This window comes from Pelomonas sp. SE-A7 (assembly GCF_030345705.1).
Taxonomy (GTDB): domain Bacteria; phylum Pseudomonadota; class Gammaproteobacteria; order Burkholderiales; family Burkholderiaceae_C; genus JAUASW01.
The window spans coordinates 1,734,820-1,760,350 of the sequence record NZ_JAUASW010000001.1 but is presented as its reverse complement, the minus strand read 5'-3'; the positions used below and the strand labels follow the sequence as shown (position 1 = coordinate 1,760,350).

Below are 25,531 nucleotides of genomic sequence, written 5' to 3'. Positions count from 1 at the left end.
TGTGTGCGGCCTCAGTCGGCCGCGCTGGCCAGGCGAGGGAAGGTGACCACGTGATCGACATTGGCGCGAATGCCGATCCACTCGCCGATCTGGTGGTCGTGGTGCGAAGGCACATGGGCCAGCACCTGTTCGCCGCTCGCGAGGCGCAAGGTGTAGAGGAACTCGGCGCCGCGGAAGACCTTGCGTTCTATGCGCGCCTTTACCGGCGCATCGTCGTCATGGACGATGTCGTCGGCGCGCAGCAGCAGCTCGCATTCGCCCTGCGGATAGGCACAGGGCAAGGGGCATTCGCCGGCATCGACCAGCTCGCCGAGTTCGCCCAGCGCTGTCTGCACACGCGGGCCGTCGCTACCCTGGACGATGCGCGCCGGCGTGAATACGCCATGGCCGATGAAGTCGGCGACGAAGCGGGTGGTCGGTCGGTGGTAGACCGTGTAGGCCTCGTCCCATTGCTCCAGGCGACCCTGGTGCATCACGCCGACCACGTCGCCCACGGCGAAGGCCTCGGCCTGGTCATGGGTGACGAAGAGGGCGGTCGTGCCGCTCTGGTGCAGGATGGCGCGCAGCTCCTGTGAAAGCTTCTCACGCAGGTCCACGTCCAGGCTGGAGAAAGGCTCGTCGAGCAGCAGCAGGCGAGGCGAGGGCGCCAGTGCGCGAGCCAGGGCCACCCGCTGCTGCTGGCCGCCGGACAGCTGGTGCGGGGCCCGCTTCGCGGCATGCCCCAGGCCGACCAGGTCGAGGACTTGGGCCGTTCGCTGCTTGGCCTCGGCGCGCGGCAAGTGGCGCAGGCCGAAACCGATGTTGTCGGCCACGTTCAGATGCGGGAACAGTGCATAGTCCTGGAAGACCATGCCGACGCGCCGCTTCTCGGGCGCTTGATGCAGGCCACCGTCGGCGTCGGCCAGGGTCTCGCCATCGATGCTGATGCGGCCCTCGTGCAGCTTCTCCAGGCCGGCGATGGCCCGCAGCAGCGAGGTCTTGCCACAGCCTGAGGGGCCGATCAGCACGCCGATCTGGCCCCGTGCCAACGCCAGGCTGACGCCGTCTACGGCATGGCGGTTCGAGGGGGCGCCCGGATAGCGCAGGCTGACCTGGTCGAGTGCAAGGAACATGGGGAGCGATTATCGCCGGCCTCTAGAATGCGATTCGTTCGCATTTGGAAATGTCGGCTCGGCCCCAGGGGCGGAGGTCGGCCGTCCGCGATGCCATGTTCCCCGCGTCCTGTTCGTAGTCGATGCCACGTCCCCCCTTTCTGTTGTCGCTCTTGTGCCTGCTGCTGGCAGTCCCGGTGCTGGGCGTGCTGGGTGCCTGGCTGGCCTGGGACGCCAGTGCGATAGCCGTGCTTCAGCACCAGCTGGGCACCGTGCTGCCAGACTATGCCCGCAGCTCACTTTTGCTGTCGCTCAGCGTGGCCGTCGGCGTTGCGTTGCTGGGCGGGGCGACGGCCGCGGCGGTGGCGCTGTTCGAGTTCCCTCTGCGCAGGTTCTTCGAATGGGCTTTGTTGCTGCCCATGGCCATGCCTGCCTATGTGGCGGCCTATGCCTATACCGATCTGCTGCAGTACAGCGGGCCGGTGCAATCGGCCTTGCGCAAGGCTTTCGGCTTGCAGGGCGCACTGTGGCCCGACGTCCGCAGCTTGCCGGGTGCGGTCGTCCTGTTCGTACTCTGCCTTTACCCTTACGTCTACCTGCTGACGCGCACGGCGCTGACCGAGCGCGGCGTGGCCTTGATGGAAGCGGCCCGTTCGCTGGGCGCTGGGACCTGGCGCCGCGTGCGTGAGGTAGCGTTGCCGCTGGCGCGCCCGGCCTTGGCGGCTGGCGTTGCACTGGCGCTGATGGAGACGCTGGCCGATTATGGCGTTGGCTCCTATTTCGGCTTGACCACGTTGACCACCGGTGTCTACAAGGCCTGGCTGGTAATGAACGACCAATTGGCCGCTGCCCAGCTGGCTTCGGTGCTGCTGGTCGTCGTGCTGGTGCTGCTCTGGCTGGAGCGCCGAGCCCAGGCTCGGCTGCGTTTCTCCAGCAGCCGCAGCGGTGCTATGCATGCCAGCGAGGCGCGCCGACTCCCGCTCCGCGGCTTGGCTGCGGTCGGCGCCTTTCTGCTGTGCACTGTGCCGGTGCTGCTCGGCTTCGTCGTGCCGGTCCTGGTATTGCTGGGGCTGCTGCGGGAGGAGGCTCTGCATGCCGAGCTGGGGCTGCCGTTGGAACGCTTCATTGAATGGAGCCTGACCAGTTTGAAGCTGGCAGGCTTGGCCGCGGCGCTGACCGTTGCCTTGGCCTTGGTGCTGGCTAATGCGGCGCGGCAGCAGCAGGGCGCCGGCCGCCGCCAACCGGTGCTGGCGCTGGTGATCCGCATCGTCGGCCTGGGCTACGCCGTGCCCGGCGCCGTGATAGCGGTCGGCATCCTGCTGCCGCTGGGCTGGCTGCAGACACGTTGGCCGCAGCTGAGTCTGCCGGCGGTCATGACCGGCAGCATCGCCGGACTGATGTACGCCTACCTGGTCCGCTTTTCGGGGGTGGCGCTGCAGTCCGTCGAGGCGGGCTACGCGCGCATCACGCCGCATGTCGACGAGACCGCCCGCATGCTGGGCGCGTCGCGGCTGCGTTTGTTCCTGGAACTGCATGCGCCTTTACTGGCTCGTTCAACGCTTGCGGCGGCTCTGCTGGTCTTCGTCGACGTGATGAAGGAGCTGCCGGCGACGCTGGTGCTCCGGCCGTTCAATAGCGACACGCTGGCCGTTGTCGCCTACCAGTTGGCGCGAGACGAGAGGCTGGGCGAAGCGGCGCTGCCCTCGGTGGCCATGGTCGTGGTCGGCCTGGTGCCGGTGCTCATGTTGTCGCGGGCGATGCGTCGCTGAAGGCGCCGCGTCCAGCCCCTACAATCCGGCGCCCTCTCTCCGTAGTTCAATGGATAGAACGGCCGCCTCCTAAGCGGCAAATACAGGTTCGATTCCTGTCGGAGGGACCACGACCGCCCCGGTCGTTTCGCCTGCTCGAGAACTCAGGGTATACTCGCGGGCTTCCCTTGCCGTACCCACGACTTTGACGCTGTGGGGCGGCTTCCACGGGCTCAATCCAGAGTCTGGAATCCACAAGGAGTGTTTATGCGTCACTACGAGATCGTTCTGCTGATCCATCCGGATCAAAGCGAACAGGTTCCGGCCATGCTGGAACGCTACAAGGGCCTGATCACCGCTGGCGGTGGTGCCGTGCATCGCGTCGAGGACTGGGGTCGCCGTCAACTGGCTTACCTGATCCAGAAGCTTGCCAAGGCCCATTACCTGTGCCTGAACATCGAGTGCAGCAAGGAAGTCCTGGCTGAGCTCGAGACGGGCTTCCGTTTCAACGACGCCGTGCTGCGTCACCTGACCGTGGCCAAGGACAAGGCCGAGACCACGCCGTCGGTGATGATGAAGGCCGTTGAGCGCGAAGAGGCCCGCAAGGCCCCGCAAGAAGCCTAAGCTGATTGGGTCGGCACTGGACCATCTCCCCGCCTTCGCGCCGCAATGAACCAGCTGGTTCTGCAAGCGCAACTGCAGGAGTTGGGCCTCGTCAGATACACACCGGCCGGCTTGACCGCCCTGGATCTCACGCTCAAGCATGAATCCCAGGTGATTGAAGCAGGCAGGCCCCGCAAGGTCTCGATGGAGATGCAAGCGGTGGCCATAGGAGAGATCTGCCGGAGCATCCAGGCGCTCGGCGTTGGTGGAAGCGCCCTGTTCAAGGGATTCCTCACCGCCAGGCGCACAGGACGTGGAACCATCTTCCACGTGACTGAACTGGACACCTGATCAGCCCGCCCGTCGTTTTGAAACCGGATTGAATTCAAAGGACATCACTATGCCTCCCGCACGTGGTAAAGGTCGCTTCTCCAAGGACAAGAAGCCCAAGCGCAACCAACAGTCGCTGCTGTTCCGTCGCAAGCGTTTCTGCCGCTTCACCGTCGCCGGTGTCGAGCAGATCGACTACAAGGACGTCGACACCCTGCGCGACTTCATCGCTGAAAACGGCAAGATCACGCCCGCTCGCCTGACCGGCACGCGCGCCTTCTTCCAGCGCCAGCTGACGGTGTGCATCAAGCGCGCCCGCTTCCTGGCTCTGCTGCCGTACAGCGACCAGCACAAGGTCTGAGGAGCCACACAACATGCAAATCATCCTGCTCGACAAGGTTGCCAACCTGGGCAACCTGGGTGACGTCGTCAAGGTCAAGGACGGCTACGCTCGCAACTTCCTGATCCCGACCAAGCGCGCCCGCCGTGCTACCGATGCCGCGATCAAGGAATTCGAAGACAAGCGCGCCGAACTTGAAAAGGCCGCCGCCGAAAAGCTGGCCGCTGCTCAAGCCCTGGGCGAAAGCCTGACCGGCAAGACCGTGCGCATCAGCCAGAAGGCTGGCGTGGACGGCCGTCTGTTCGGCTCGGTCACCAATGCCGACATCGCCGAAGCGCTGGGCAAGCTGGGCTTCGCCATCGCCAAGGCTCAGGTTCGCATGCCGAATGGCCCGCTGAAGGCCGTGGGCGAGTTCCCGGTCCAGGTCGCTCCGCACACCGACGTGGTGGTGGAAGTCTCGGTCCAGGTCGTCGCCGAAGCCGAGTAAATACCGATGCCAGCAGCCCTCAGGGGCTGCAACATCGATGAAAGCCGATGGCCGCGAGGTCGTCGGCTTTTTGCCTTTCAGGGCGGCGCGGTTTCCACCGGACCCCCACAGCCTTTGCACAGAGTTGTCCACAAATGTCTGCGATCTTCTCTCCGTCGTCCTCCGGCTCGAATGATGACGAGGTGTCGCGCCTGAGGGTGCCGCCGCATTCGGTCGAGGCCGAGCAGAGCGTGCTGGGCGGCCTGCTGATAGACAACAGCGCCTGGGACCGTGCCGGCGACTTGCTGACCGACACCGACTTCTACCGCTACGAGCACAAGCAGATCTACACGGCCATAGGCAAGCTGATCAACGCGGGCAAGCCTGCCGACGTGGTGACCGTGTTCGAGGAGCTGACCTCGCTGGCCAAGGCCGAGGAATGCGGTGGCCTGCCTTACCTGAATGCACTCGCCCAGAGCGTGCCCAGCGCTGCCAATCTGCGCCGCTATGCGGAGATCGTTCGCGAGCGCGCCATCTTGCGCAAGCTGGTCTCGACCAGCGACGAAATCGCCACCGCGGCGCTCAACCCGCAGGGCCGGGCCGTCACCCAGATCCTGGACGAGGCCGAGGGCAAGATCTTCCGCATTGGCGAAGAAGGCTCGCGCAGCCGCCAGGGTTTCCAGAGCATGGACCAGTTGGTTGTGCAGCTGATCGACCGGGTCAACGAGCTGGCCGAGAACGGCGCCGAAGATGTGACCGGCGTGCGCACCGGCTTCTACGACCTGGACCGCCAGACCGCCGGCCTGCAACCGGGCGACCTGATCGTGCTGGCCGCCCGTCCGTCGATGGGCAAGACTGCCTTCGCGGTCAACATCGCCGAGAACGTGGCGATCAACGAGGGCCTGCCGGTCGTCATCTACTCGATGGAAATGGGCGCCGCCCAGCTGGCCTTGCGTATGGTCGGCTCCATCGGCCGCATCGACCAGAGCCATCTGCGCACCGGCCGCCTGGCCGACGACGAATGGGGGCGCTTGTCGGAAGCGGTGGACAAGCTCGGCAAGTCCAGCATCTTCATCGACGAAAGCCCGGGCCTTTCGCCCAGCGAAGTGCGAGCCCGTGCGCGCCGCCAGGCCCGCATCTGCGGCCAGCTGGGCCTGATCGTGATCGACTACCTGCAGCTGATGAGCGGCAATGGCACCGGCAGCGAAGAGAACCGCGCCACCGTGCTGGGCGAGATCTCGCGGGGCCTCAAGGCACTGGCCAAGGAGCTGAAATGCCCGGTGATCGCGCTGTCGCAGCTGAACCGCTCGGTGGAGCAGCGGCCCGACAAGCGGCCCATGATGTCCGACCTGCGCGAATCGGGTGCCATCGAGCAGGATGCCGACATCATCATGTTCATCTACCGGGACGAGTACTACAACAAGCCCGACGGTCCGAACCCGACCAAGGAACCCGGCATTGCTGAAATCATCATTGCCAAGCAGCGTAATGGTCCGGTCGGCACGGTGAAGCTGGGCTTCCAGCGCATGCACACCAAGTTCGAGAACCTGGCACCGGGCTACGCCAGCGGCGGCGACGAATACTGAGGGATCGGCACTGGAAAAACGGCGGCATACTGTATAAAAATACAGCATGCCGTTCGATCCCAGTACCAACAAGCGCCGCGGGCAGGCCCAGCCCATCTACCTGAAGCCCGAGTCCGTCAAAGGCCGCGGCAGCGGCTGGGAAATCGCGCACCGCTTCAGCAAAGACGAGCGCGAGCAGTTCGACGACGGCTGGGGCTCGCTGGACCAGGAAGCGGCGCAGGAGCATCTGCCACCGGCTACCCAGATCATCGAGGAGCGGGTCAAGTCCATCCTGTCCAGCAACCAGTCGCCGGACATCGACTTCGACCTGTCCATCAACCCCTACCGGGGCTGCGAACACGTTATGTGACGGAGATATCTGCATTCGACGGAGCTAATGGTGCCACTGGCTCCTGCAACCACAAGACCTAGAACTGGCATGCGCCGAGCTGTACTAAAAGAGACCCACGCGGTCTCTTTTTTTTTACAGCCTGTAATCAAACAAATACTGATGCAGACCTAAAAGGAAGCATAGGTTGTTCGCGCTGTTGCATCCATCACATGTTGAGATGTATAAAAGTTCGCAAGATGAGTGACACGAAAATTAGTGAGCTTGAGCAAGGGTCTGTCGAATTTCCGGAATGGATTAAGGGAAAGGCGACAAAAACAACTTATGGATTCATTCCTGAAGACTTTCCAATTATTTACGATAGGTTGTCCGGAAAGGTATTTCAGCCGGCGCTGTTGTTTCTGGCTGATTGCTATTTGTCGAAGGGTGGAAGGTATGTTGTTAATACGGTTGGTTCATATTGTGATGACATCCTCGACTACGTGCGATTTTGTCGGGAAGTTAATCTCGATTGGTTGGCTGCGACTTGGGAGAATCTAGACGACTACGTGGGGATTATGGAAGGTAATGTTTCTCCTGTAAGAAGGGAACCATACCGTGAGGGAACTGTCACTCGTAGGTTGGTGCCAATTTTGGGGTTGTACAAATGGGCCTCACGAAATCTTTCCCTAGAGATGGAAGTGCTATCCCCAGGGAGTCTTTTCCTGCCCAGGGTTATTGAAAAGGTGTATTCGGAGAATCAGAAGCGGAGGCGTGAAAGCAAACCGGTGGAGGTGAGAGGTGATGCGGCTGAAAATGTCCGCATTCCGAGGGTTTTGCAACGGGCGGAAATGGATTCCCTGTATGCGCGACTCGGTACGGATTCTGAAGTGTTCGATTGCGATAAGCGTACCGAAACATCTGTATTTCGCTTGGCGACATATATATCGCATCAGTCCGGTTTGCGACTATTCGAGGTGGTGGGTCTCAAGGTGGCACAGTTTCAGAAATTCATTGGCACGACGATTCATCCTCTGGAAATGTACCCAATGCATGTGAAGCGAAAGGGCGGTAGAACAAAGCTTCTGCATTTTCATGGAGTACTGGTATCGAAGATTCTTGCGTACGTGCAAAAGGAACGGGAATCGGTGATGAACGGGCAGTTCGAACATGGATACCTACTCGTTAACCAGAGTGGGGCAACTAGCGCGGGTAGGCCAGTTAGTCGGAGAAACATCCAAAGGAGATTCACCAAAGCTTGTATGGACGCCGGATTGGTTATCACTGTTCGAAAAACCCATCCAACAAATGGTGATTGGACGAACTGCCGCGTGGAAATTACAGAAATGGCCCGATTTAGCTTTCACGACCTTCGGCACACATTTGCAGTTTGGGCATATTACGCGATGCGTAGCGCTGGAATCGAAGAGCCATGGAAGGGGATTGCCGACCAGCTTGGTCATGAAGATGTACTGACAACCATCAAGACGTATCTGCAGTGTTGCAGGACGTTTGAATCTTACGTAAGCGACAAGTTCGTCTCGAGCCTGAATGCAATGGCAAGGGTTGGCAGCGCGGAGGCTCGAATTCATTGACTGGAGACAGGTCCGGCCGGGCTTCTCGGAATCCGAAGGCGTCGCGCTACGCGCAACTGACGGACGTTGAGCGAAAGCAAATTGCTAGCCCTCGTGCAAACGTGATTTTGGACGCCCGCTTTCGTGCGTTTCGCGGAAAGCAACATTTAAAAGAATACTTTCTTAAGGCGTTCGGAAATTTTGAGAGCCTTGTGAACGGATTTGTTGCCAAGGATGCACTCTCGGATGGATTCGTCAGCTTGTGCAACTCATGTCACTCCAAACGTGCGTTCGGTGCGGTCTATACAAAGCTGGCTGGTGGGATTATCAAATTCGCGGTGACAAAGGGACTGGAAAAGCTTCCCTTTGACAAGTGGCCGGTTGATTTGGGTGCGCAATTTCGATATTGGCTCGATACCGCCCCAAATGTGGGAGATTCGCCATATCACCCGAATACAGCTAGAAAGTACTATCACATCGTCCCTAGCTTGTTTGCAGCTATTTCAAACGGCGCAGTGCAAAAGAGCACGTTGCCTGATTTTGATTCATTCCCCAATGCATACTCTGGTGCAGAAAAGGCTACAAAAACGACGCAAGCGCTTGGGCTATCCTTCCTTTTGAAGGTGCTAATCGCGGCCAGGTCTGAATTCATTGAAGTCAGCCGCAAGCGTGCATATGCGGACGAACTCTTGTCTGGAGCCGCAATGCTTCCTCTGGACGGAGCAAAAGGGAGCAAGAAGTGGTCGACTTTGGGGGCCGTAATTTGGGCCTTACATCTGAAGTTTGGAAAGAGTGGTTTGCCGCTCTTTACTGAGGTCCGGGAATTCGACAGAACCCTGTCCGATGCAATTACCAGAAAGCACGGAGGATGGCGCACTGTTTCGTTGTACTTCCAGCCTACGGCGGAATCATTGATTCCGCCATTGCTGTTGCTCTACATATATGCGCACGCAAACACTGAGCCATTGAGGGCGCTCAAAATCAAGAACATTGAAAATTTTGACTTGCTCAAGACCGCGAGGATGGCACTTCGTTTTGACAAAAATCGCGCTGGGCCATATAGCAGGAGCTTCGCCATTGACGCCACGGACCCGGCGTCGCCCAGTTCAATTGTTGAACTGATGTCCGCATGGACGTCAAAGATTAGAAAGCAAGCGGGGCCGTTCAAGGACCATCTGTTCATTTTTCCGACTAAAGATGGAGAAATTCGACCGTTTAATACGGCGGAGGACGTTGGAAATTCCTCTGACTCGACGTGGAGTCACCACCTGAAAGAATTCTCGTTGCGCAATGGATTACCTCTGTTCACAGTTTCGGAGCTACGCCAAACTTCTATCGACTTTGGCTGGCAAATCTCCGACGACGATATTCGAGAGATGCTTGCGCTGAAGGGCGGAAAGTCAGAGGCGGTTGCACGCCTCCACTATCAGAGCGACCTCATGAAGGTGCGTGGGCAGTACACGATTGGGCTACTGCAGAGCGGGAGGGTTCGCGAGGTGCGCACTGGTGGAAAGTCCACTCATAGGCGTGCGCCGAAGGACGAGGACCGAGGGTCGGCGACTCCTGGATGCACTTGTGTTGACCCAATGGACTCTCCAATTCCAGGCCAGCGTAAGGACGAACTATGTGCGGCGTTTGGTCGCTGCCCAGGATGCCCTCATGGGTCACCAAATCTGCGTTCACCTTATTCCCTAGCAAGGATGCTTCAGCTTCGCGACGAGTTGCGGAAGGCGAAGATGTATTTGTCAATTGAGCGTTGGCACGGGGTTTATGTCCATGTCGAGGCCGTGGTAAATAAATGGCTTCTCTTATATGGTGATGATATTTGGATTGAGGCCGAGAAGATGCATCTTCCGCCTATTGGAGTGCTGGAGTGAATATGCAACTGAAAGCAATTGCTGTAGAGGCTTTCGCCCCCGAGTATTTCGACGAGTCAAATCCTATTGACTTGGCAGACCGGACGTATTCCTTCTGGCGCAACAAGCGCTGGCGATTCCGTTCTCCAAATCCCGCTAGTAGAGACATCATTCTCGATTGGTGCTTTTCTCTCCCAGATGGAAGTTTTTCCACCGACGCCCAGCATATTTCACTGCTAGAGGGCTTCAAGACCATGACTTGGGGGATGATTACTAATGAACTATTCGGAAAATCGCTGCATGTTCATTCCTTGGGCCCAATCATGGTGGGCAATCGAGAGCTGTTTCGTTGGATGGTCTGGACAGGCCGGTCGTGTTTTTCTGAATTGACGCCCTCTGTTCAGGATGACTATATTTCCGCTTTGCAGGATATTCTTGCCAACAGACAGTCTTTCTATCCAGGGTACGAAGCAGAGGGCTACGGCTTGGGCTTTAATACCGAGGAGCAAACGACAGATTCAATAACACCAGAAGAATCCGAGGACGATGAGTCCTTAAGCGCAGAAGACAATGATTTGGCAGAGCCGGGCCAAAGTTCCGACCTGTCCGAAGAGGCTGCAGAAGACGATGGTTACACCTACGGTCAGCTGAGCAATCGCGTCCGCACACTGTACTTCCTGCATGCTCAGCGGTCCCTATTGGAAAGCCGACGGATTAGGGCCTTTCATCGTCGACCGTTTGGCGACAAAACCTACGGCGAAGTTACGGCGAAGGTTGTTCCTCACGTTATTCGCCGCATTCCAGCGCTCCCAGAGCTCGTGGCAATCCCACTGTTGAATACCGTTGTTGATTGGATTGAGAACAAGGGGCCCATACTTGCAGCTGCCCACCAGAGCTATCACGCGGCGTGCGCGCATGGAGACATGCGACTGAAACGCAAAGCAATCAATGAAATCTGCGCGGCGGGCTTTGACGACCGGAGCCTGAGCAAAGTACCTTGGGGGGAACGCGGCGATGTCCAATGGCAGGACGTCCCTGACGCGCACCGGGTCAGGCTTTCTGCACTGATGTTCCGTGATGCATGCGTCCTCGCCCTGCAATATCTGGTTGGACTGCGAATTTCAGAGGTGTGCTCCGCTAAAACAGAACGCCTGAAGAATAAGGGGCTGCCATCGTGCATCCATAAACGGGAGACCCCAGATGGGCTGTTCGACCTATATTTCTTCAAAGGGCAAATATATAAGGACAACCGAATCCCGTTCCCGCGGGACTGGGTAATAGGTGCCGTGCCTCGAGGCTCAAAAAAGTTGCCTGTTTGTGCGCAGGCAATTACTCACCTGCATACCATTTGGTCTCGGCTTTACGAGGATGAGAAAGAGAACCCGCTGTTCATGCATTTCTCAAACCCTCATAGCATGCCTAGAGACGCGGATGGCGTTGTGGCCGCAAAGGGAACGACTTTGCAGCGAGGTATTCGGCGTTTTGTTCGGTGTTGGGTAGACCTTTCAAGTCTCCCCGATTTTGATGTGCATGGCAACGACCTCCGCCAATATCGCTCTACACGCGGTCAGTGCATTCGTGGGCATCAAGGAAGAAAAACATTTGCAGAATATATATTGCAAGCCCGGGAGTCCGCCGCAGAGGCCCTGACGAGTCATTATGGGCATCTTAATAAGGTAATTCTCTTTCGTGGCTACTTTGAACCATTGCAGCGTCAAAAGTCTGATGTTGAGAATATGCGGCTTCAGGCAACCATCAACTATTTTGTCGCTGGCGCGAATGGTCGTTCCTACTTCGGTAACGTTGCCAGTGCGGTACAAGCGTTCTATAACGAACATGGGCTGACCGGCATTAGGGACCTTGAAACGCTTCGTGGCAAAGTCAAGGATATTGTGGTTTCGCACGGCATTCGTATTTTCTTCGGAGCTCATGGCAATTGCTTGATTTCAGTCCGGCCGACGGAATCGAGATGTCGGGAAGCATCGGGAGGTGCGTCTTGGTGGTTCCAGGCTCCTGACTACATTAGTCAAAACGTCTCGATGTGCACCGGTTGCGGTTGCTTCGCGGCTGACAGTGCTCATTTGCCCTATTGGCGAAATCGAATGGCAAGCTATGAGGCTGCGGCGCAAGACCCCACAAATCGAGTGGCGGTTATCCGATTCGAAACCAGCAAGATTATTGTCAAGGCCATTGAAAGAATATGAGCAACCCTTTGGATGACGCGAAGTCTCTCATTCAGCTGTTTACGCCTAGTGACGAGCGGGAGGAGCGTGTGGCTGCCGAACTTCGAAAGCTTATTGATGCGATGAGTTACACCGAGAGCGCGAAGGTTGTCGAAGGTCCGAAAATTACGATTGCGGAGGTCGCGCGGAAGGCCGAGTTGTCGAGGAATCTAATTAACAGCGAGAAGTGCGAACTTCCAGGTGCCCGGACGTTGATAGTCTCCGTGTGGAAGGTCCTTGCCGACCATAATCTTGAAATCCGATGCTCGTATTTAACGTCGGAGAACAGTCGGTTGCAACGGCTGGTTGACTACCACGTATCGGAAACCGCTGGTCTCGTCTTGAAGCTAGGGGGCGTTGTTGGCTCAGCGATTTCCGCGAAGGCGATGCCCAAGAAGGGCTCCGCGACACCAGAACAAATGATGTCTGGTGCTGATATTTTGCCCATGGGCGTCATTTCTGTCGCGGGCAAGCAACGTGAGTAGATAAATTTTCGCTTTTAAGCTTTGCGCTCATGGAGCTTAGATTTTGATGATGGGGCACGCCGCTGCTTTTATTAAAAGAGCGAGGGGCCCGGAATTGCTTTTAGAAATCTTTACAGCTAGTGGAGTATTCGTTACTGAAATAGTGCCATTGGATTTGTTGTTGCTGCCAGCCATGGTCGATTTGCATGTCCGTGGAATCAACCTTGCGTTGCGCCCTACGGCAATCCCTTTGTGCCAAGAAAGTGAAGGGAGCGGCCGGTCGCAATACGAATGAACTCTTTGGTGCAGCAGCCAGCCTCAGAGAAGCGTTAGAACAACGACCACTGCGAGTCTTCGAGTCGCGGAGGCCTTACGAACTGGCTCGTATCAACAGGCGCTGTAGCGGAGCGCTTCAGACCGTATTTCGAGCACGCGCGCGAAAATCTTTGCGATAGCAGTTGGGCGTAAGGTCCCGACCCCTTCATGCGCGCGAAGAAGTTGGAGTCGTAGTCTTTTCCACCTCGAGCCTGTGAAATCAGGCTCATGACGTGCTTGGCGCGGAGCGGGAAGTGGCCCTCTAGCCACTCTACAAAGAGGTCTAGTACCTCCCTCGGCAATCGCAGCAGAATCATGCTTGCGTAGGTCGCCCCAGCCTCTGCAGAGGCTTTTAGGATGCGTTCCAGCTCTACGTCGTTGATTGTTGGAATCATCGGTGAAACAAACACAGACACCGGGATGCCTGCCCTCGACATCTTCTCTATTGCTCTCAAACGACTCTCTGGACTGCTTGCCCTTGGGTCCATGATGCGTGCAAGGCTCGGCTGTAGAGTGGCAAGAGAAACATTGACTCTGCAGAGACCTCTTTCAGCGGCAGGTGCGAGAAAGTCGATGTCTCGCGTGACAAGGGCATTCTTCGTCGTGACACTGAAAGGAACACGGCGCCGCGTCAGAACTTCAACTATCGCGCGCGTGATTTCCAACTTGCGCTCGATGGGCTGATAAGGGTCTGTGTTCGCGCCGAGCGCAATCAACGCCGGTTCATAGGTCGAGCTATCGAGTTCCTTCTCGAGTAGCTCGGCGGCGTTCATCTTGGCGAAGACCTTGGTCTCAAAGTCAATGCCTGGGGAGAGTCCAACATAGGCGTGAGTCGGTCGGGCGTAGCAGTAGACGCATCCGTGTTCGCACCCCTGAAATGGGTTGATGGACTGCTCGAATGGAATGTCCGGCGAGTTGTTCCTGCTGATGATTTTCTTCGCGCGGCTATGGAAAACTTCCGTTCTGATTGGAAGAGGCACATCTTCAGATTCGTCATTTCCCTCAGGTCGATGCGAGTTGTCGACCTCTCGCGTCCAACGCTCGAATCGCGACCTCGCATTGCTGCCTGCACCTCTCCCTTTGTGGAAGGTGACGGGCACTTCGGGGATGAGTTCTTCGTCCATGGTGCTCCGACAACGGTAGAGTCGCCTATGCCCCGATTGCTTGATGACTGTATGAATATACAGTATCGTTGTGATTCCTTCCACCCAGATTGAAGTGCCTCGTTTCGTGACGCTTCGTGCACCAGTAGCATCGCCCCATGCGTTCTGTTACCTGCAACTATTGCGGGAAACCTGCTGAGCTGGTCCCAGGTCGAACCGTCTATCCGCACCGAACAGACCTGCACGAGCTCTTGCTCTGGCGCTGCGTGCCTTGTGATGCTCAGGTTGGGTGCCATAGAGCGGGCGCGCGGGTCAACGTCGGTGAGGATGTTCTGGTCGACAGCGACGGAACAATACCCTTAGGGCGCCTTGCGAATGCACCGCTTCGCTCAGCACGCGTTCGCGCCCACGACCTTTTTGAGAGGCTGTGGCTCGAGGGACGGAAGACGCGCACACAGGCTTACGGTTGGATGGCTGCGGTGTTGGGTATTCATCCCGACTCGGCACGCTTTGCGTTGCTTGAGGCCGACCAATGTTGGGCGCTGGTCGATGCTATAGAAGCATTGATACATGACGCGCCGACACTGGCGGGAAAAGAAGCTGCGGCCATTCAGCCAGACTTGGCCCCAAGCGTTAATGAGTCGCCCGAAGACCGGCGAGTCGCGATTGCACCGGATTGGCTGGCGAGGGCTGGACTTCGATTTGAAGCTCAAGACGACGGTGAGCATCTCGTCGTTGCATCGCGCGGAACTGTTATCGACTTCTGGCCGCGGACCCAAGTCTGGAAGGCCCGGGGTGCCGACCTTGAACGGCAAGGCCTCCATCCGCTAATCAAGTATTGCAAGGGACTATGAGGCGTCTCGCGAGAGAGGGCCGGCATCGAAGTTCTGAACACGTCCGTAAGTTGCGCGGTCCTGCGCAGCCGTCGCAATCGTGGGCTACTTAGGGGCGGACGAGCACTGCAAGGCTCAGGGGCGGCACGCTTGGCGCTCTGCCTTCCATCAACTTTGCACAAGATTGCGCGTACTTGATGGAAAGTGTTTTGTGATAAGGACTTAGCTGCTTTCCAGCGACTTTGCGAAAATTGTGCGTGGTCGAAGGAATGTCTTGTAAAACAAGGACTTAGGCGCGTTATGTGCCGAAAGTACAATTATTGTTTTCGCAATAATTTTCCATAACGGCAGCCGCGGCACGCTTCGGCGTAGGGAAGCACTTTCCCGTCGACCGCATCGCGCTGTTCGTCGTTTTGTGACGTGGCTACGCATGTGGTCCCTTGCTGGGTAGCACAGAAGCCTTGTGTCGTTCAGCGAGGTCCCAGTACTTTGCAAACAATGCTTCGGCTTGTTCAACCTGCTGTTTGAACTCTTCGATAGTCAAGTAGACGGACTTGTCAGGCTGGTCCGGAGTCATATCGAATTCGAGCGGGACAAACGCAAGCAAAGGAACCCTCGGGAGTGCTGGGCCACTTGGCGACTCTTGGAGCTTGCCTGGGACGCCCCAGCGGCCATGAGCGTAGTCATTTCGAATCGCTCGAACTTTGTGGGCTGACGCGAACCAGTCGCGGAAGTCTTTCAATGCCGATGTTCCAGCGGGTGAGTACAGCTCCACGACCATCTGTTCGAGCATGTCGAGTCGGTCACCCAACCGAGCCTGCCGAGGTTTCAGTAGGTCAGAGACATCGCGGCCGCTGTATGGCCCCATCCAGTTCAGTTGCAGTCCGATGTTGAAATCAAAGGACGCGAGCGCGTGAACCAGCCGACCCAGAAGGCGATGAAATTCATCACAGAACGGGTCGCCAGACTTTGAACGGGTACCTTTGTTGTCGGCCATGCTGCTGGGACCTGCCTAAGCTTATGCGGCCAGTTGATGCTCGTAGTACGGGGTGTCGCGGTCATCTAGCAGGGCATAAAGCGATTTGAGGTCCTTCGCGTCCGGCTGCAGCCATGGCAGCATGTTTTCAGGCTTCAGCGGAACGATGCATCTGTCGTGACCTGCATCGGCGACCTCCGCCGGAGGCTCGTCCGTGATGAACGCGAAGCTCCACATGCCTGGCTGGCCAGGGGCAGTCCAGTGCGAATAAAGGCAGGCGACGACCATGTCGTGAGCCGGCCGCGGCCTGAACTCAAGAATCACGTTTTCCTCAGCTTCTCCTTCGCGAAGCTCTCGGTGTTCCGCCTTGTGCCGCGGTACGTTTTCATAGAACGCACTCACGAGTGCCACGCCATGGGTGCGGCCGAACTGCCCTTTCCAAAAGCCTTCTAGATTGTCCCGGCGTGCGTTGAACGTGCCCGGGTACTTGGTGTCATAGAACTCGGGCTTGCCTACAGGACGGCATTGATAGCGCATCGGGCGCACCACCAGGCGGCCCTCCTCGAAGACCATCACTGGCACGTAATGCTTGGGGAACATCCGGAAGTCGGATTCCCGCAGGTCCGTCCGGTCGAGATTTTTTAGCTTAGCCAGCGCGCGGTCGACCTTGGTGGTCGCGATGCGTTTGCTTTCAAGTGCAGCTTTGGTTTCCTTGGCCGAAAGCTTGCGTTCCGCGTCTGCAAGCCGAGTGCGCTGTGCAAAGACTTCTTCCTGTAGGCGCTTGTGCTCCACTTGTCGGAATTCGTCGATGAGCTGTTTGACCGTGCGCTCGACGTCAGTCTGCGGGTTATCGAATGCGCTCTCCATCGCGCGCGGCATCGTGACGGCGTCTCCCTGAGCCCTTCGAAAAAAGGTCTCGTAGAACTCCTTGATGTCAATCTCTGCGCCGAAGTCGCGTACGTAGGTGCGGTAGTCGGCCCAGACTTGCGCGGAGTAGCACATTCGAAGCTCCTGACCTAATCGGGATATGTGGATTGTGATTCCCTCGGCGAAAGGTCGACTTGCTTGCTTCGCGCCTCGCCCAAGAACTCATCTTGCGTCGATATTGCGCTACGAGTCGTGTGTCGGCCGTTGAAAACGTGCCTTGCAGTCGGTCGCCACCAAAGGCCGGCAGTGAAGACTCGACGCAAGCTCCGGAGGAACAGCCTCCCGTGCGCATCCCCCATTGGAGGGATGCATGTCCTCAGGCATACCCTTGCATCGAAACACTTTGTTGCATGTATTGTGGAGCGCTATACAGGGCACACATCCATGCCAGCCGAGAAAAGCATTGCCGTTAGCTTCCGCGTTTCACCGCGCTTCAAGCACCTGCTGGAGGCAGCAGCGGCACGCGAACGGCGCTCGCAAACAAACATGCTGGAGACACTGCTGTTTGACTACTGCGAGCAACAAGGCATTGCGGCTCTTGACCAACAAGAAGCAAGACCTAGCCGGACCTCAAAGGGAGGGGCCCAAAAATGAACTTCCAAGCGCTGCTGAGCAGCACCCCGACCTCAGTCATCGCGACGGGCGGGATGCTGGTACTCCTGCTTTCCTTCTTCGTGTTGGTCTTCTTCATCCCGGGCGTGCTGCACTGGTTCCGGTTGCGGAGGGTTCAGAGCCAACTTGCGAAGTTGGACGCAAAGACGTCAGTAGCCGAGCTGAAGAAGCTATTCAGCCAAGACAAGCGGCTCGCCCACCTGTGGAAGGAATATCAGGAGTCGCTGCACATCCAGCGCGAGGAGCGCGACGGGCAGATGGTCGTGCGAGCGGTGCGAGCGACCGTTCCCGCGGAGATGCATTTCAATGGCCAGGTCGTCGTCGACAGTCGGCTGCGAACTGAGTTCTTCAAGCACCTACCGGGCCTCTTCACTGGCATCGGCATCATCGGCACGTTCAGCGGCCTCATCGACGGCCTGCGTGCCTTCAAGGTTAGTGAGAATGCGGCGACAGTTCGAACCAGCCTTGAGTCATTGATGCACTCGGTGGGGGAGGCCTTCCTCGTCTCTGCGGCGGCAATCACGGCGGCAATGGTGGTCACGTTCCTGGAAAAGCTCCTGTTGGCGGCGCTTTACCGGAGGACTGACGAGATTGCACACGCAATCGACGCCCGCTTCGAGGCTGGAGCCGGTGAGGAGTACCTCTCCCGCCTCGTCAAGGCCTCGGAGGAGTCAGCCAGCCAGTCCAAGATTCTCAAAGATGCCCTCGTCAAGGAGCTTGGCGACCTGCTGCGCGAGTTGACGACCGCACAGATTAACGCCAGTGCCCAGTCGGCACGTGAGCAGGTCGAGGCGACGCGGCTAGACAACCAGGCACTCGGCAAGACCATTTCCGACAGCATTCAACAAAGCCTCAAGGGCCCGCTCGAGGACATCGCCAGCACCGTCAAGACCGCGAGCGGAGACCAGAGCGCCACTGCAGCGCGCATGCTGCAGGACGTCATGACCAGCTTCAGTCAGAGGCTGAACGACCTGTTCGGCGGTCAGATTTCTGGCCTGAGCGAACTCAATCAACAAACGGCGCGGAGCATCCAAGAAGCGGTCGGCACGCTGCAGACGCTGGTGGCCAACATGGAGGCCTCCAGCCAACGCTCTGCAGACGCGATGGCCGAGCGCATGGCCCAGGCGGTCGAGAAGATGGAGGCGCGCCAGGAGGCAATGAACTCCCAGTCTGCGGCCTTCATAGAACAGATTCGCCAATTGGTGGCCAGTTCGCAATCGGAGACCAACCAGAAGCTGCAAACCACGTTGGAGTCCATTGGCACACAGGTGTCGACCATGCTCACGACGCTCAACGAGTCTCAGGCTCAGGTCTTCGAGAGCAACCGTGCCCGCGAGCAGTCAATGACCGACCGTGCGCGCAGCGCCGTGACGACGATGTCGGATTCGGTGGAAGCCGTGGTCAAGGAACTCGGCGCGGCGACCACACAAATGGCGCAGAGCGTGGCAACGCTGGGCCAGGCGACGACGTCTTCCGTCGACAAGATGAACGCCGGCGCCGAGCTGTTGAACACCGCTTCTCGAAACTTCGCCTCTGCGGGAGAGCGTGTGTCCAATGTGATGGGTCAAGCCGCGAACGTCTCCGCGAAGCTCTCAGAGACGTCGGGGGCCCTCACCAGTGGCTCGACCGCCATGCAAGAGCTGCTGAAAGACTATCGCCTGCAACGCGATGCTGTTGCGCAGCTGGTCACGGAACTCCGCGGAGCGGTGGACGCTGCACGGAGGGAGGCGACCCTGACCGCAGATGTGCTTGCCCGTATCGAGGGCTCGGCCACGCGACTGGGCACCGCACAGAGGATGGCGGACGAGTACCTGGAAGGTGTCAGCAAAGTTCTTGGCGAGGCACATAACTCGTTCGCGACCGAGGTCAAGCGGACCTTGGACAAGGCGAACACGGAGTTCCACACCAAGCTCACCCAAGCTGTAGGGATGCTGCATGCGGCTGTCGGTGAGCTTGAAATCACGCTGGCCTCCATGGGCAATCTCACCCCCGCGCGGAGGTAAGCCATGGTCGGAGCCAAGGTCGTGCTGAAGCGCGGTAATCGTGACGAGGCGGAGAAGCCGTTCTGGATTTCGTTCGCGGACCTGATGACGGCGTTGATGGTGCTTTTTCTGGTCGTCATGGGCGTCGCCTTGCTCGCAGTCACTAAAAACGTTACCGAGCGCGAGAAGAAGGAAGAGCAGCACCGCCAAGACATCGAACGCATCCTCGACCGCTTCGAGGAGGCCGCGAAGCGCCATGAAGGCATCAAGGTGGACCGCAGCCGCAGCGTCATCGACTTCGGCGACCGTGCGCGCTTCGCTCTGGCGAAATTCAATCTCGCGCCTGAGCAGGAGGAGGTTCTTCGACAGTTCGTGCCGGAAATCCTAACGCTGGCGAATGACGACCTGGGTAAGCGTGTACTGAAGCGGGTCGTGGTCGAGGGCTACACGGACAAGACCGGCACGTACCTGAGTAACCTGAACCTCAGCTTGCAGCGAAGCCAGCGGGTGCTCTGCACCATGTTCGCATCTACGGGACCCAGCCTGCTGTCAGAAGGTCAAAAGGAAAACGTGCGCAGGCTTTTCCTCGTTGGGGGGTATTCCTTCAACGCTGCAAAGGACACCGACGAAGAAAGTCGTCGCGTCGAAATGCGGATTGAATTTCTGGGCCTCGACGAGACGAGGCCGGCGTCCCCTACGCAGGCTGCCAACTTCGGGGAGTGTGCGCTGCGATGAACGCACTTGCCCATCTCGCGGCGCTGTTGAGCCCGGCGGTACAGGCCGGGGCTCGAGATATGCCGCCGAGCACTGCCATTGACGCCGTTATCGCTGAGATGGAAGCGAAGTCGAAATCGCGCAGGGGAGGCCATGTCGTCGATGACCACCTGCTCGACGCCGTAAAGCGCTTCTGGCAGAGCCAGGAAATCCAGTCATTCCGGGATGCTTACATGCTGTCCTGGGGGCTATGCCTTCCTCACCAACCGCTAGGCCCCTGCGTCTTGGAGGACCGGCCGCGCTTGCAGAAGGTCTTGGACGGAGTCGACGAATGGCGCGTGAAGCCCAGTGCGTATCGGCGCTGCTACCAGGGCCTGGTCAAGAGCTACTTCACATACGACGCGCTGGCCGAATCCACACCCAGGGCGGGGCGTAACAACTGGCGCCTGCTGCGCGACTACCTGCAGGAGCGAAACGGCCTCATTCGAGACAAGAGCCTCAACCCTGAGTGGGTCGACACCGCCGTGGGCAATCGCCTGCTGTTCGGTGACCAGCCCTGTGAACCTTACGTGGATGCTCTGCTGCGCGGGGACAGCGGCGCCATAGACCACCTGTGCGAGCAACTTGGCATCAATAAGGCCTCTTGGTTCCTTCGAGAACTGGTGTTGGCCCAAGTCAAGGGCGCTACTAGCCTGGGGAACGGGCAATTCCAGGCGCTTCTGCCTCGCCTGTTGGACCTCCTCGCAGCAAACGACGTCTTACGCGACCGCGGCATGGTCATGGTGCTGGACCGCTACGCAAACGTTCCAGGAACCGCGCTGCATCAAGGCCTGCGCGACAAGGCGGTGGCTTGGTGGGGCAATCCTTGGCTGCCGTCCCACGACACGGAATGGGGCGGCGTTACACAAGCTGCCCGCACGATGGTTGCCGACTGGCTGAAGCTGGAGTTCATCGAGACGTTCTTCACCAAGCTCGCGGAAGACGGTCTGGGCGACCCGCGTCGCATGAACTTCTGGAAGCGGTACGTCAAGTCGATTGACCACATCGAGTTCGCATTGGGCTCGACAGCGCGCAACTCGAGGGAGCGCGACATGACCGTCCTTCGCGGGAAGATGAAGGGACTCCTGCGCGCTCTGGACGCCAACGGCACCAACAACGCGTTCATCATGTGGATGGGTCCTTTGGTGGCCGTCGAGTTCAGTGGATTGGGGAACGCGTTCTACGGGTACGACGCACGCCAATCTATCCCCTTCGACACGACGAAGCTGCTTCGGCTCGAAGTGAACGGCTCGAACTCGCTTAAGCACAGGGATAGCAAGAGCATCCTGCGGATGAGCCATAAGGACGGCATCCACAACTGGGACAAGTGGGAGGACATGTTCGCAGCGACCCTGCGGTCGGAGTTCTCCATTGAACCCTCCGCTCCAGCCCCGCGGGCGGTCCGCGCTGCGCCCACCCGACCTGAGGTGACGCCTCCCGCGCCGCAGCCCACTGGTGACCCTCAGCAGTATTCGCGCTCGGCGCTGCAGAAGTTCACCAGGGACCATGGGCTCGAAATCGACGACAAGACGTCGGTTGGTGGGAGCCTCTGGGTTCGAACCGATGCGAGCAACGAACACATCAATGCAGTGCTGACCCGCTGGGGGTTCCGCAACAAGCCTGGCAAGGGCTGGTGGAAATAGGGAGACAAGATGTTCAAGGTGTTCAAGCAGGGGAAGGCAGGGTCGGATGACGCCACGGCGTGGCGGCGTCAATGGTCACCCGCGGGCGTGCTGGTGGCACGCGGTTCGTCGAAGGTTAGTGGTGCCAACATCGACAGCCCGATGCTGACTGGGTTCATGACGCAGCTGGCCGACGATGGCTTGGCTGTCGAGACAGAAGAGGGCTTCCTGCTTGGATGGGATTCGTTGTACTCGGCGCTGGGCCAGCCGAGCTACGCCGCACTCCATGAACTGCTCCAACTTCCGACGTTCATGCAGGCTCGCCCGGCCTTGCGTAGCAGCAACTCTCTGACGGACCGGGACTTCTCCATCGCGATAGCAGGTTGGAGCCTGGACGATGGCGCCGAGTTGGGCGGTGAACTGACTGGGCCGCTGCTTGATGACGGGGCTCGGCAGTCGCTGATGCATCCGCAGCAATGGGCGCTGTTCAAGGAGGTCGTGACATTCGCGCGCCGGCCGGAGACTGAGCGGGATGACCTCGTCCATCGACAGGCATGGGGGCGCATCCGGAAGCTTGCCTTGGCAGCGGATGCGCGCCTCGATGACTTCCTCTATCGGTCAGTCGTTCTGACGCCAGAGAAGCTTCAAATCGGTCTGCGTAGCTCCGACGCAGTGACGGATGACCGGGTCATCGAAATCGAACCCGGCTTCGATGGCGCTCCAGCAGGTTGGCTTGAAGCGTTTGACCGCGCACAGGCTGTCAAGGACCGATACGACGTGGTCACGCCTGAGGGCATCGTCCAGGTGTTGGTCACGCCAAAGGTGCGGACGGTCCTTCAAGAGGTCAAGCGGCTGCCTGGTCGGCGTGTCGCTGGCACCCGAGCGCAGGCCTTTCTGCTGAATCCCTATGCGACGCTTGGCGTTGACGCTGTCGATGTCATCGAAGAAACGCAGTTTGAGCAGGCTCGTGAGGCCGCCGGCCTTGACTACGAGCGCTTCACTCCCGTCTTCGAGCGCGATGCTGCCGGCTACCCAATGCACGTGGGCTTGCTCATCGAAACAGCAGATTCCAGCGGGCCAACCTCGTCTGAGACACAGTGGCTCACGGACGAACAGCTCTCGGATTTCACGAAGGCGCTCTTTCGAGCTGTGACCCTCGACTTCCAGCTGGTGGCCTGGGACGGCTACGACTTGGTCGTGGACGGGAGCGCCGAGCAGCATCTCAAGGACCTGAAGGAGGCGCTTGAGCGTCGGCAGGCCCCGCCGACTTTGGTGTCGTATACCCAGGTTCATGACCTAAGCGGCTATTCGGCACGCATCGAAGGCATTGGCGTTGAGAAGCCGTACTACTCGCCTTACATCGCCAAGAAAAAGGAAGAGGACGGCTGGTTTCCAGAAAACGTCTTGCCGGTAGTCGTTTTCACGCCGAAGCACGGCGGAGAGCCTGTCGCCGTTCCAACCAGCAAGCCCGTCATCGAGAAGCTCAAGAAGGACCTGCAAGCAGCACAAGCTGCAGGGAAGTCTGAGCTGAACGTGTCATGGGTGCCGGACCCGATGTCGGTTGGCGATGCGCAGTTGGTGATTGACACCTTCGAAGAGCTGTTCACCAACATTGAAGCCGGCAAGCCCCTCGACCCGAGCAAAATCCGGCGGCCCGCTAAGGAAGCGCTAGGGCCGAAGAAGCAGCTAGTGTTGCGGGCCAATATCCAGGCGCTCGAATACGAGGAGATGCGTAGGGAAGCCCTGCAGGCCGTGCCAGCGGAGCCGAAGCTGCCAAAAAGCATTCGCCCGGAATATTCGCTGCTCCCCCATCAGCGAGCGGGGCTGGCTTGGATGCAGCATCTGTTCGGCCTGCAGATGGACTATCAGGTCCGCGGTGCGGTCCTTGCCGACGACATGGGCCTGGGCAAAACGTTCCAACTGCTTGCCTTGATGGCATGGCTGCTGGAACGCGACCCGGATATGCCGCCCATGCTCGTGGTGGCGCCTGTCTCGCTGTTGGAGAACTGGGCAGAGGAAGCCGAGAAGTTCTTTGTGCCGGGTGCGTTGCCGCTCCTAACTGCCTACGGGGCTGGTCTCACGGAACTGCGCGTTCCTCGCTCGCAGATTGACCAACGCTTGCTTGCCGAAGACGGGCTGGTCAAGTTCCTGCGGCCGAACTGGGTGGGTGACGCAAAGGTCGTCCTGACCACCTATGAGACGTTGCGCGACCTTGAGTTCTCGTTCGCAGCGCAGAAGTGGTCTTTGATGGTCTGCGACGAGGCCCAGCGCATCAAGAACCCGGCGGCCATGGTGACCCGGGCGGCGAAGAAGCAAAACGTTGCCTTCAAGATTGCGTGTACGGGCACGCCTGTCGAGAACACCCTGGCCGATATGTGGTGTCTCTTCGATTACGTGCAACCTGGGTTGCTCGGAGCGCTGAACGACTTCGGTCAGCGCTACCGCAAGCCCATTGAGGCGAAGACCGATGAGGAGAAGGCGCGAGTCGAAGAGCTGCGGGCAAAGATTGAGCCTCAGATTCTTCGTCGTCTCAAGGCGGAGGTGGCGACTGACCTCCCGCCTAAGGTCATCGTTGAGGACTGCCGCAAGCTCCCGCTGTCGACAGCTCAACGGAATCTCTATGCGAAGGCGATTGAGAGCTTCAAGAAGCGGAACGACCCCACGGCCGCTTCGCCGTTCAAGAATCATCTTGGCCTGCTGCACTACCTGAGACTGGTCTGCACGGACCCACGCCAGCACGGTCTCAGCGTGTTCAAGCCGGAGCCAACCAAACAATACCGCGAGAAGGCGCCCAAGCTCGATTGGCTGCTGAATCAGCTGAAGGTCATCGAGGGCAAGAACGAGAAGGTCATCGTGTTCTGCGAGTTCCGCGAAATTCAGCGGCTGCTTCAGCACTACATCGAGGCCGAGTTTGGCATTCGGCCGGACATCATCAACGGTGACACCAGCGCGTCCTCGAGTCACACGGCTAGCCGGCAAAAGCGCATCAAGGCTTTCCAGACCGCATCAGGATTCGGCGTGCTCATCCTGTCGCCTGTGGCAGTGGGCTTCGGCGTGAACATCCAGGCTGCCAACCACGTCGTGCACTACACCCGAACCTGGAACCCAGCCAAGGAGGACCAGGCTACTGACCGCGCATACCGTATCGGCCAGAAGAAGTCGGTCTACGTCTATTACCCGGTGGTTCACGCAGACGACTTCGTAACCTTCGACGTCAAGCTTGACCACCTGCTCACGTACAAGCGGGGGCTGGCGGAAGACATGCTGAACGGGTCCGGAGACGTCGCGCCTGGCGACTTCAACATCGCCGACGTCGTGCCTGAGGCCGACGCCGCCAACATTGACGAGCGAGTCACGCTGGACATGGCGCTGCGAATGAACTGGCAGCACTTTGAATGCCTTACTGGTGCGTTGTGGCGTCAGAGGGGCTACGACTGCTACCGAACGCCTGGGACCAATGACAACGGAGTTGATGTCGTAGCGCTTCTCGGTGCCCAAGGTCAGCTGATTCAGGCCAAGACCAGCGGGACGGACGGAGCGACGCTCGGCTGGGAGGCGGTCAAAGACGTTGTGACCGGAGAGGCGTTCTACCGGCGCCGACACCCTGGCGTTGCATTCGAAAAGGTCTGCATCACCAATCAGTTCTTCAACCGCCAGGCCCATGAAAACGCGGCACTCAACAGTGTTGAACTGGTCGACCAGACGCATTTGGCAGAGCTGCTCAGTGCGCACACCGTGACCATGCTGGAGGTCGAGCGGATGTTGTTTGCAGAGTGGTCCGCCGAAGTCGCAACTACCTAGACGAGATTTGTCCAACAACG

General features: G+C 58.8%; 20 protein-coding genes and 1 tRNA gene. 17 read left to right on the top strand and 4 right to left on the bottom strand.

The features are described from left to right. Positions 1-11: 11 nt before the first annotated feature. Entirely contained in the window at positions 12-1,112 is a 1,101-nt protein-coding gene (locus QT382_RS07945) for an ABC transporter ATP-binding protein (protein ID WP_289253494.1), read from the bottom strand. Between the two features lie 122 nt (positions 1,113-1,234). On the opposite strand from QT382_RS07945, the gene QT382_RS07940 reads away from it, so the two are divergent. The 12 genes from QT382_RS07940 (at position 1,235) to QT382_RS07885 (ending at position 12,608) form a co-directional block, all read left to right on the top strand. Next, positions 1,235-2,860 (top strand): ABC transporter permease, encoded by a 1,626-nt coding sequence (locus tag QT382_RS07940; protein WP_289253493.1) that lies wholly within the window; start codon positions 1,235-1,237, stop codon positions 2,858-2,860. 35 nt (positions 2,861-2,895) lie between these two features. Then, positions 2,896-2,970, top strand: a tRNA-Arg gene (locus tag QT382_RS07935). Positions 2,971-3,106: 136 nt separating this feature from the next. After that, a complete protein-coding gene (gene rpsF / locus QT382_RS07930) occupies positions 3,107-3,463 on the top strand; it encodes a 30S ribosomal protein S6 (protein ID WP_289253492.1) in 357 nt (118 codons plus the stop codon). A 45-nt stretch (positions 3,464-3,508) separates the two neighbouring features. Then, entirely contained in the window at positions 3,509-3,793 is a 285-nt protein-coding gene (priB, locus tag QT382_RS07925) for a primosomal replication protein N (protein WP_289253491.1), read from the top strand. A 49-nt stretch (positions 3,794-3,842) separates the two neighbouring features. Beyond that, complete coding sequence (gene rpsR / locus QT382_RS07920) at positions 3,843-4,133, top strand: 30S ribosomal protein S18 (protein ID WP_289253490.1); 291 nt, start codon at positions 3,843-3,845, stop codon at positions 4,131-4,133. A gap of 13 nt (positions 4,134-4,146) precedes the next feature. After that, a complete protein-coding gene (gene rplI, locus QT382_RS07915) occupies positions 4,147-4,599 on the top strand; it encodes a 50S ribosomal protein L9 (protein WP_289253489.1) in 453 nt (150 codons plus the stop codon). Positions 4,600-4,733: 134 nt separating this feature from the next. After that, the gene (gene dnaB / locus QT382_RS07910; protein WP_289253488.1) at positions 4,734-6,164 is read left to right on the top strand and encodes a replicative DNA helicase; all 1,431 of its coding nucleotides are present in this window, start codon (positions 4,734-4,736) and stop codon (positions 6,162-6,164) included. A 46-nt stretch (positions 6,165-6,210) separates the two neighbouring features. Next, positions 6,211-6,513, top strand: a complete 303-nt coding sequence (locus QT382_RS07905) for a hypothetical protein (RefSeq protein WP_289253487.1) — start codon at positions 6,211-6,213, stop codon at positions 6,511-6,513. A 218-nt stretch (positions 6,514-6,731) separates the two neighbouring features. After that, positions 6,732-8,066, top strand: coding sequence for a tyrosine-type recombinase/integrase (locus tag QT382_RS07900; protein WP_289253486.1), 1,335 nt, complete (start codon positions 6,732-6,734; stop codon positions 8,064-8,066). Positions 8,067-8,167: 101 nt separating this feature from the next. After that, positions 8,168-9,922, top strand: coding sequence for a hypothetical protein (locus QT382_RS07895; protein ID WP_289253485.1), 1,755 nt, complete (start codon positions 8,168-8,170; stop codon positions 9,920-9,922). 2 nt (positions 9,923-9,924) lie between these two features. Beyond that, positions 9,925-12,105 carry a hypothetical protein gene (locus tag QT382_RS07890; protein ID WP_289253484.1) on the top strand — a complete coding sequence of 727 codons (2,181 nt, stop codon included), beginning with the start codon at positions 9,925-9,927 and terminating at the stop codon, positions 12,103-12,105. Then, entirely contained in the window at positions 12,102-12,608 is a 507-nt protein-coding gene (locus QT382_RS07885) for a hypothetical protein (RefSeq protein WP_289253483.1), read from the top strand. The genes QT382_RS07890 and QT382_RS07885 overlap by 4 nt, the downstream gene beginning before the upstream one ends. A 308-nt stretch (positions 12,609-12,916) precedes the next feature. Here the strand turns inward: QT382_RS07885 and QT382_RS07880 are convergent, their stop codons facing one another. After that, positions 12,917-14,026, bottom strand: a complete 1,110-nt coding sequence (locus QT382_RS07880; protein ID WP_289253482.1) for a PA0069 family radical SAM protein — start codon at positions 14,024-14,026, stop codon at positions 12,917-12,919. A 137-nt stretch (positions 14,027-14,163) separates the two neighbouring features. Between QT382_RS07880 and QT382_RS21060 the strand changes: the two genes are divergently transcribed. Continuing rightward, positions 14,164-14,859 (top strand): zinc-finger-containing protein, encoded by a 696-nt coding sequence (locus QT382_RS21060; RefSeq protein WP_353957263.1) that lies wholly within the window; start codon positions 14,164-14,166, stop codon positions 14,857-14,859. Between the two features lie 403 nt (positions 14,860-15,262). Here QT382_RS21060 and QT382_RS07875 read toward each other — a convergent pair whose 3' ends face one another. Together QT382_RS07875 and QT382_RS07870 are read right to left on the bottom strand one after the other, a co-directional pair. Next, on the bottom strand, positions 15,263-15,835 hold the full coding sequence (locus tag QT382_RS07875) for a hypothetical protein (protein WP_289253481.1): 573 nt from the start codon (positions 15,833-15,835) through the stop codon (positions 15,263-15,265). A 21-nt stretch (positions 15,836-15,856) separates the two neighbouring features. Beyond that, positions 15,857-16,816 (bottom strand): SOS response-associated peptidase family protein, encoded by a 960-nt coding sequence (locus tag QT382_RS07870; RefSeq protein WP_289253480.1) that lies wholly within the window; start codon positions 16,814-16,816, stop codon positions 15,857-15,859. 515 nt (positions 16,817-17,331) lie between these two features. Here QT382_RS07870 and zorA point away from each other — a divergent pair. The 4 genes from zorA to QT382_RS07850 are packed head-to-tail and all read left to right on the top strand — an operon-like array spanning position 17,332 to position 25,511. Then, positions 17,332-19,356 (top strand): anti-phage ZorAB system protein ZorA, encoded by a 2,025-nt coding sequence (gene zorA, locus QT382_RS07865; RefSeq protein ID WP_289253479.1) that lies wholly within the window; start codon positions 17,332-17,334, stop codon positions 19,354-19,356. A gap of 3 nt (positions 19,357-19,359) precedes the next feature. Next, positions 19,360-20,070 (top strand): OmpA/MotB family protein, encoded by a 711-nt coding sequence (locus QT382_RS07860; protein ID WP_289253478.1) that lies wholly within the window; start codon positions 19,360-19,362, stop codon positions 20,068-20,070. Then, entirely contained in the window at positions 20,067-21,731 is a 1,665-nt protein-coding gene (locus QT382_RS07855) for an EH signature domain-containing protein (protein ID WP_289253477.1), read from the top strand. The genes QT382_RS07860 and QT382_RS07855 overlap by 4 nt, the downstream gene beginning before the upstream one ends. A gap of 9 nt (positions 21,732-21,740) precedes the next feature. Further along, complete coding sequence (locus QT382_RS07850) at positions 21,741-25,511, top strand: SNF2-related protein (protein ID WP_289253476.1); 3,771 nt, start codon at positions 21,741-21,743, stop codon at positions 25,509-25,511. The last annotated feature ends 20 nt before the right edge of the window (positions 25,512-25,531 follow it).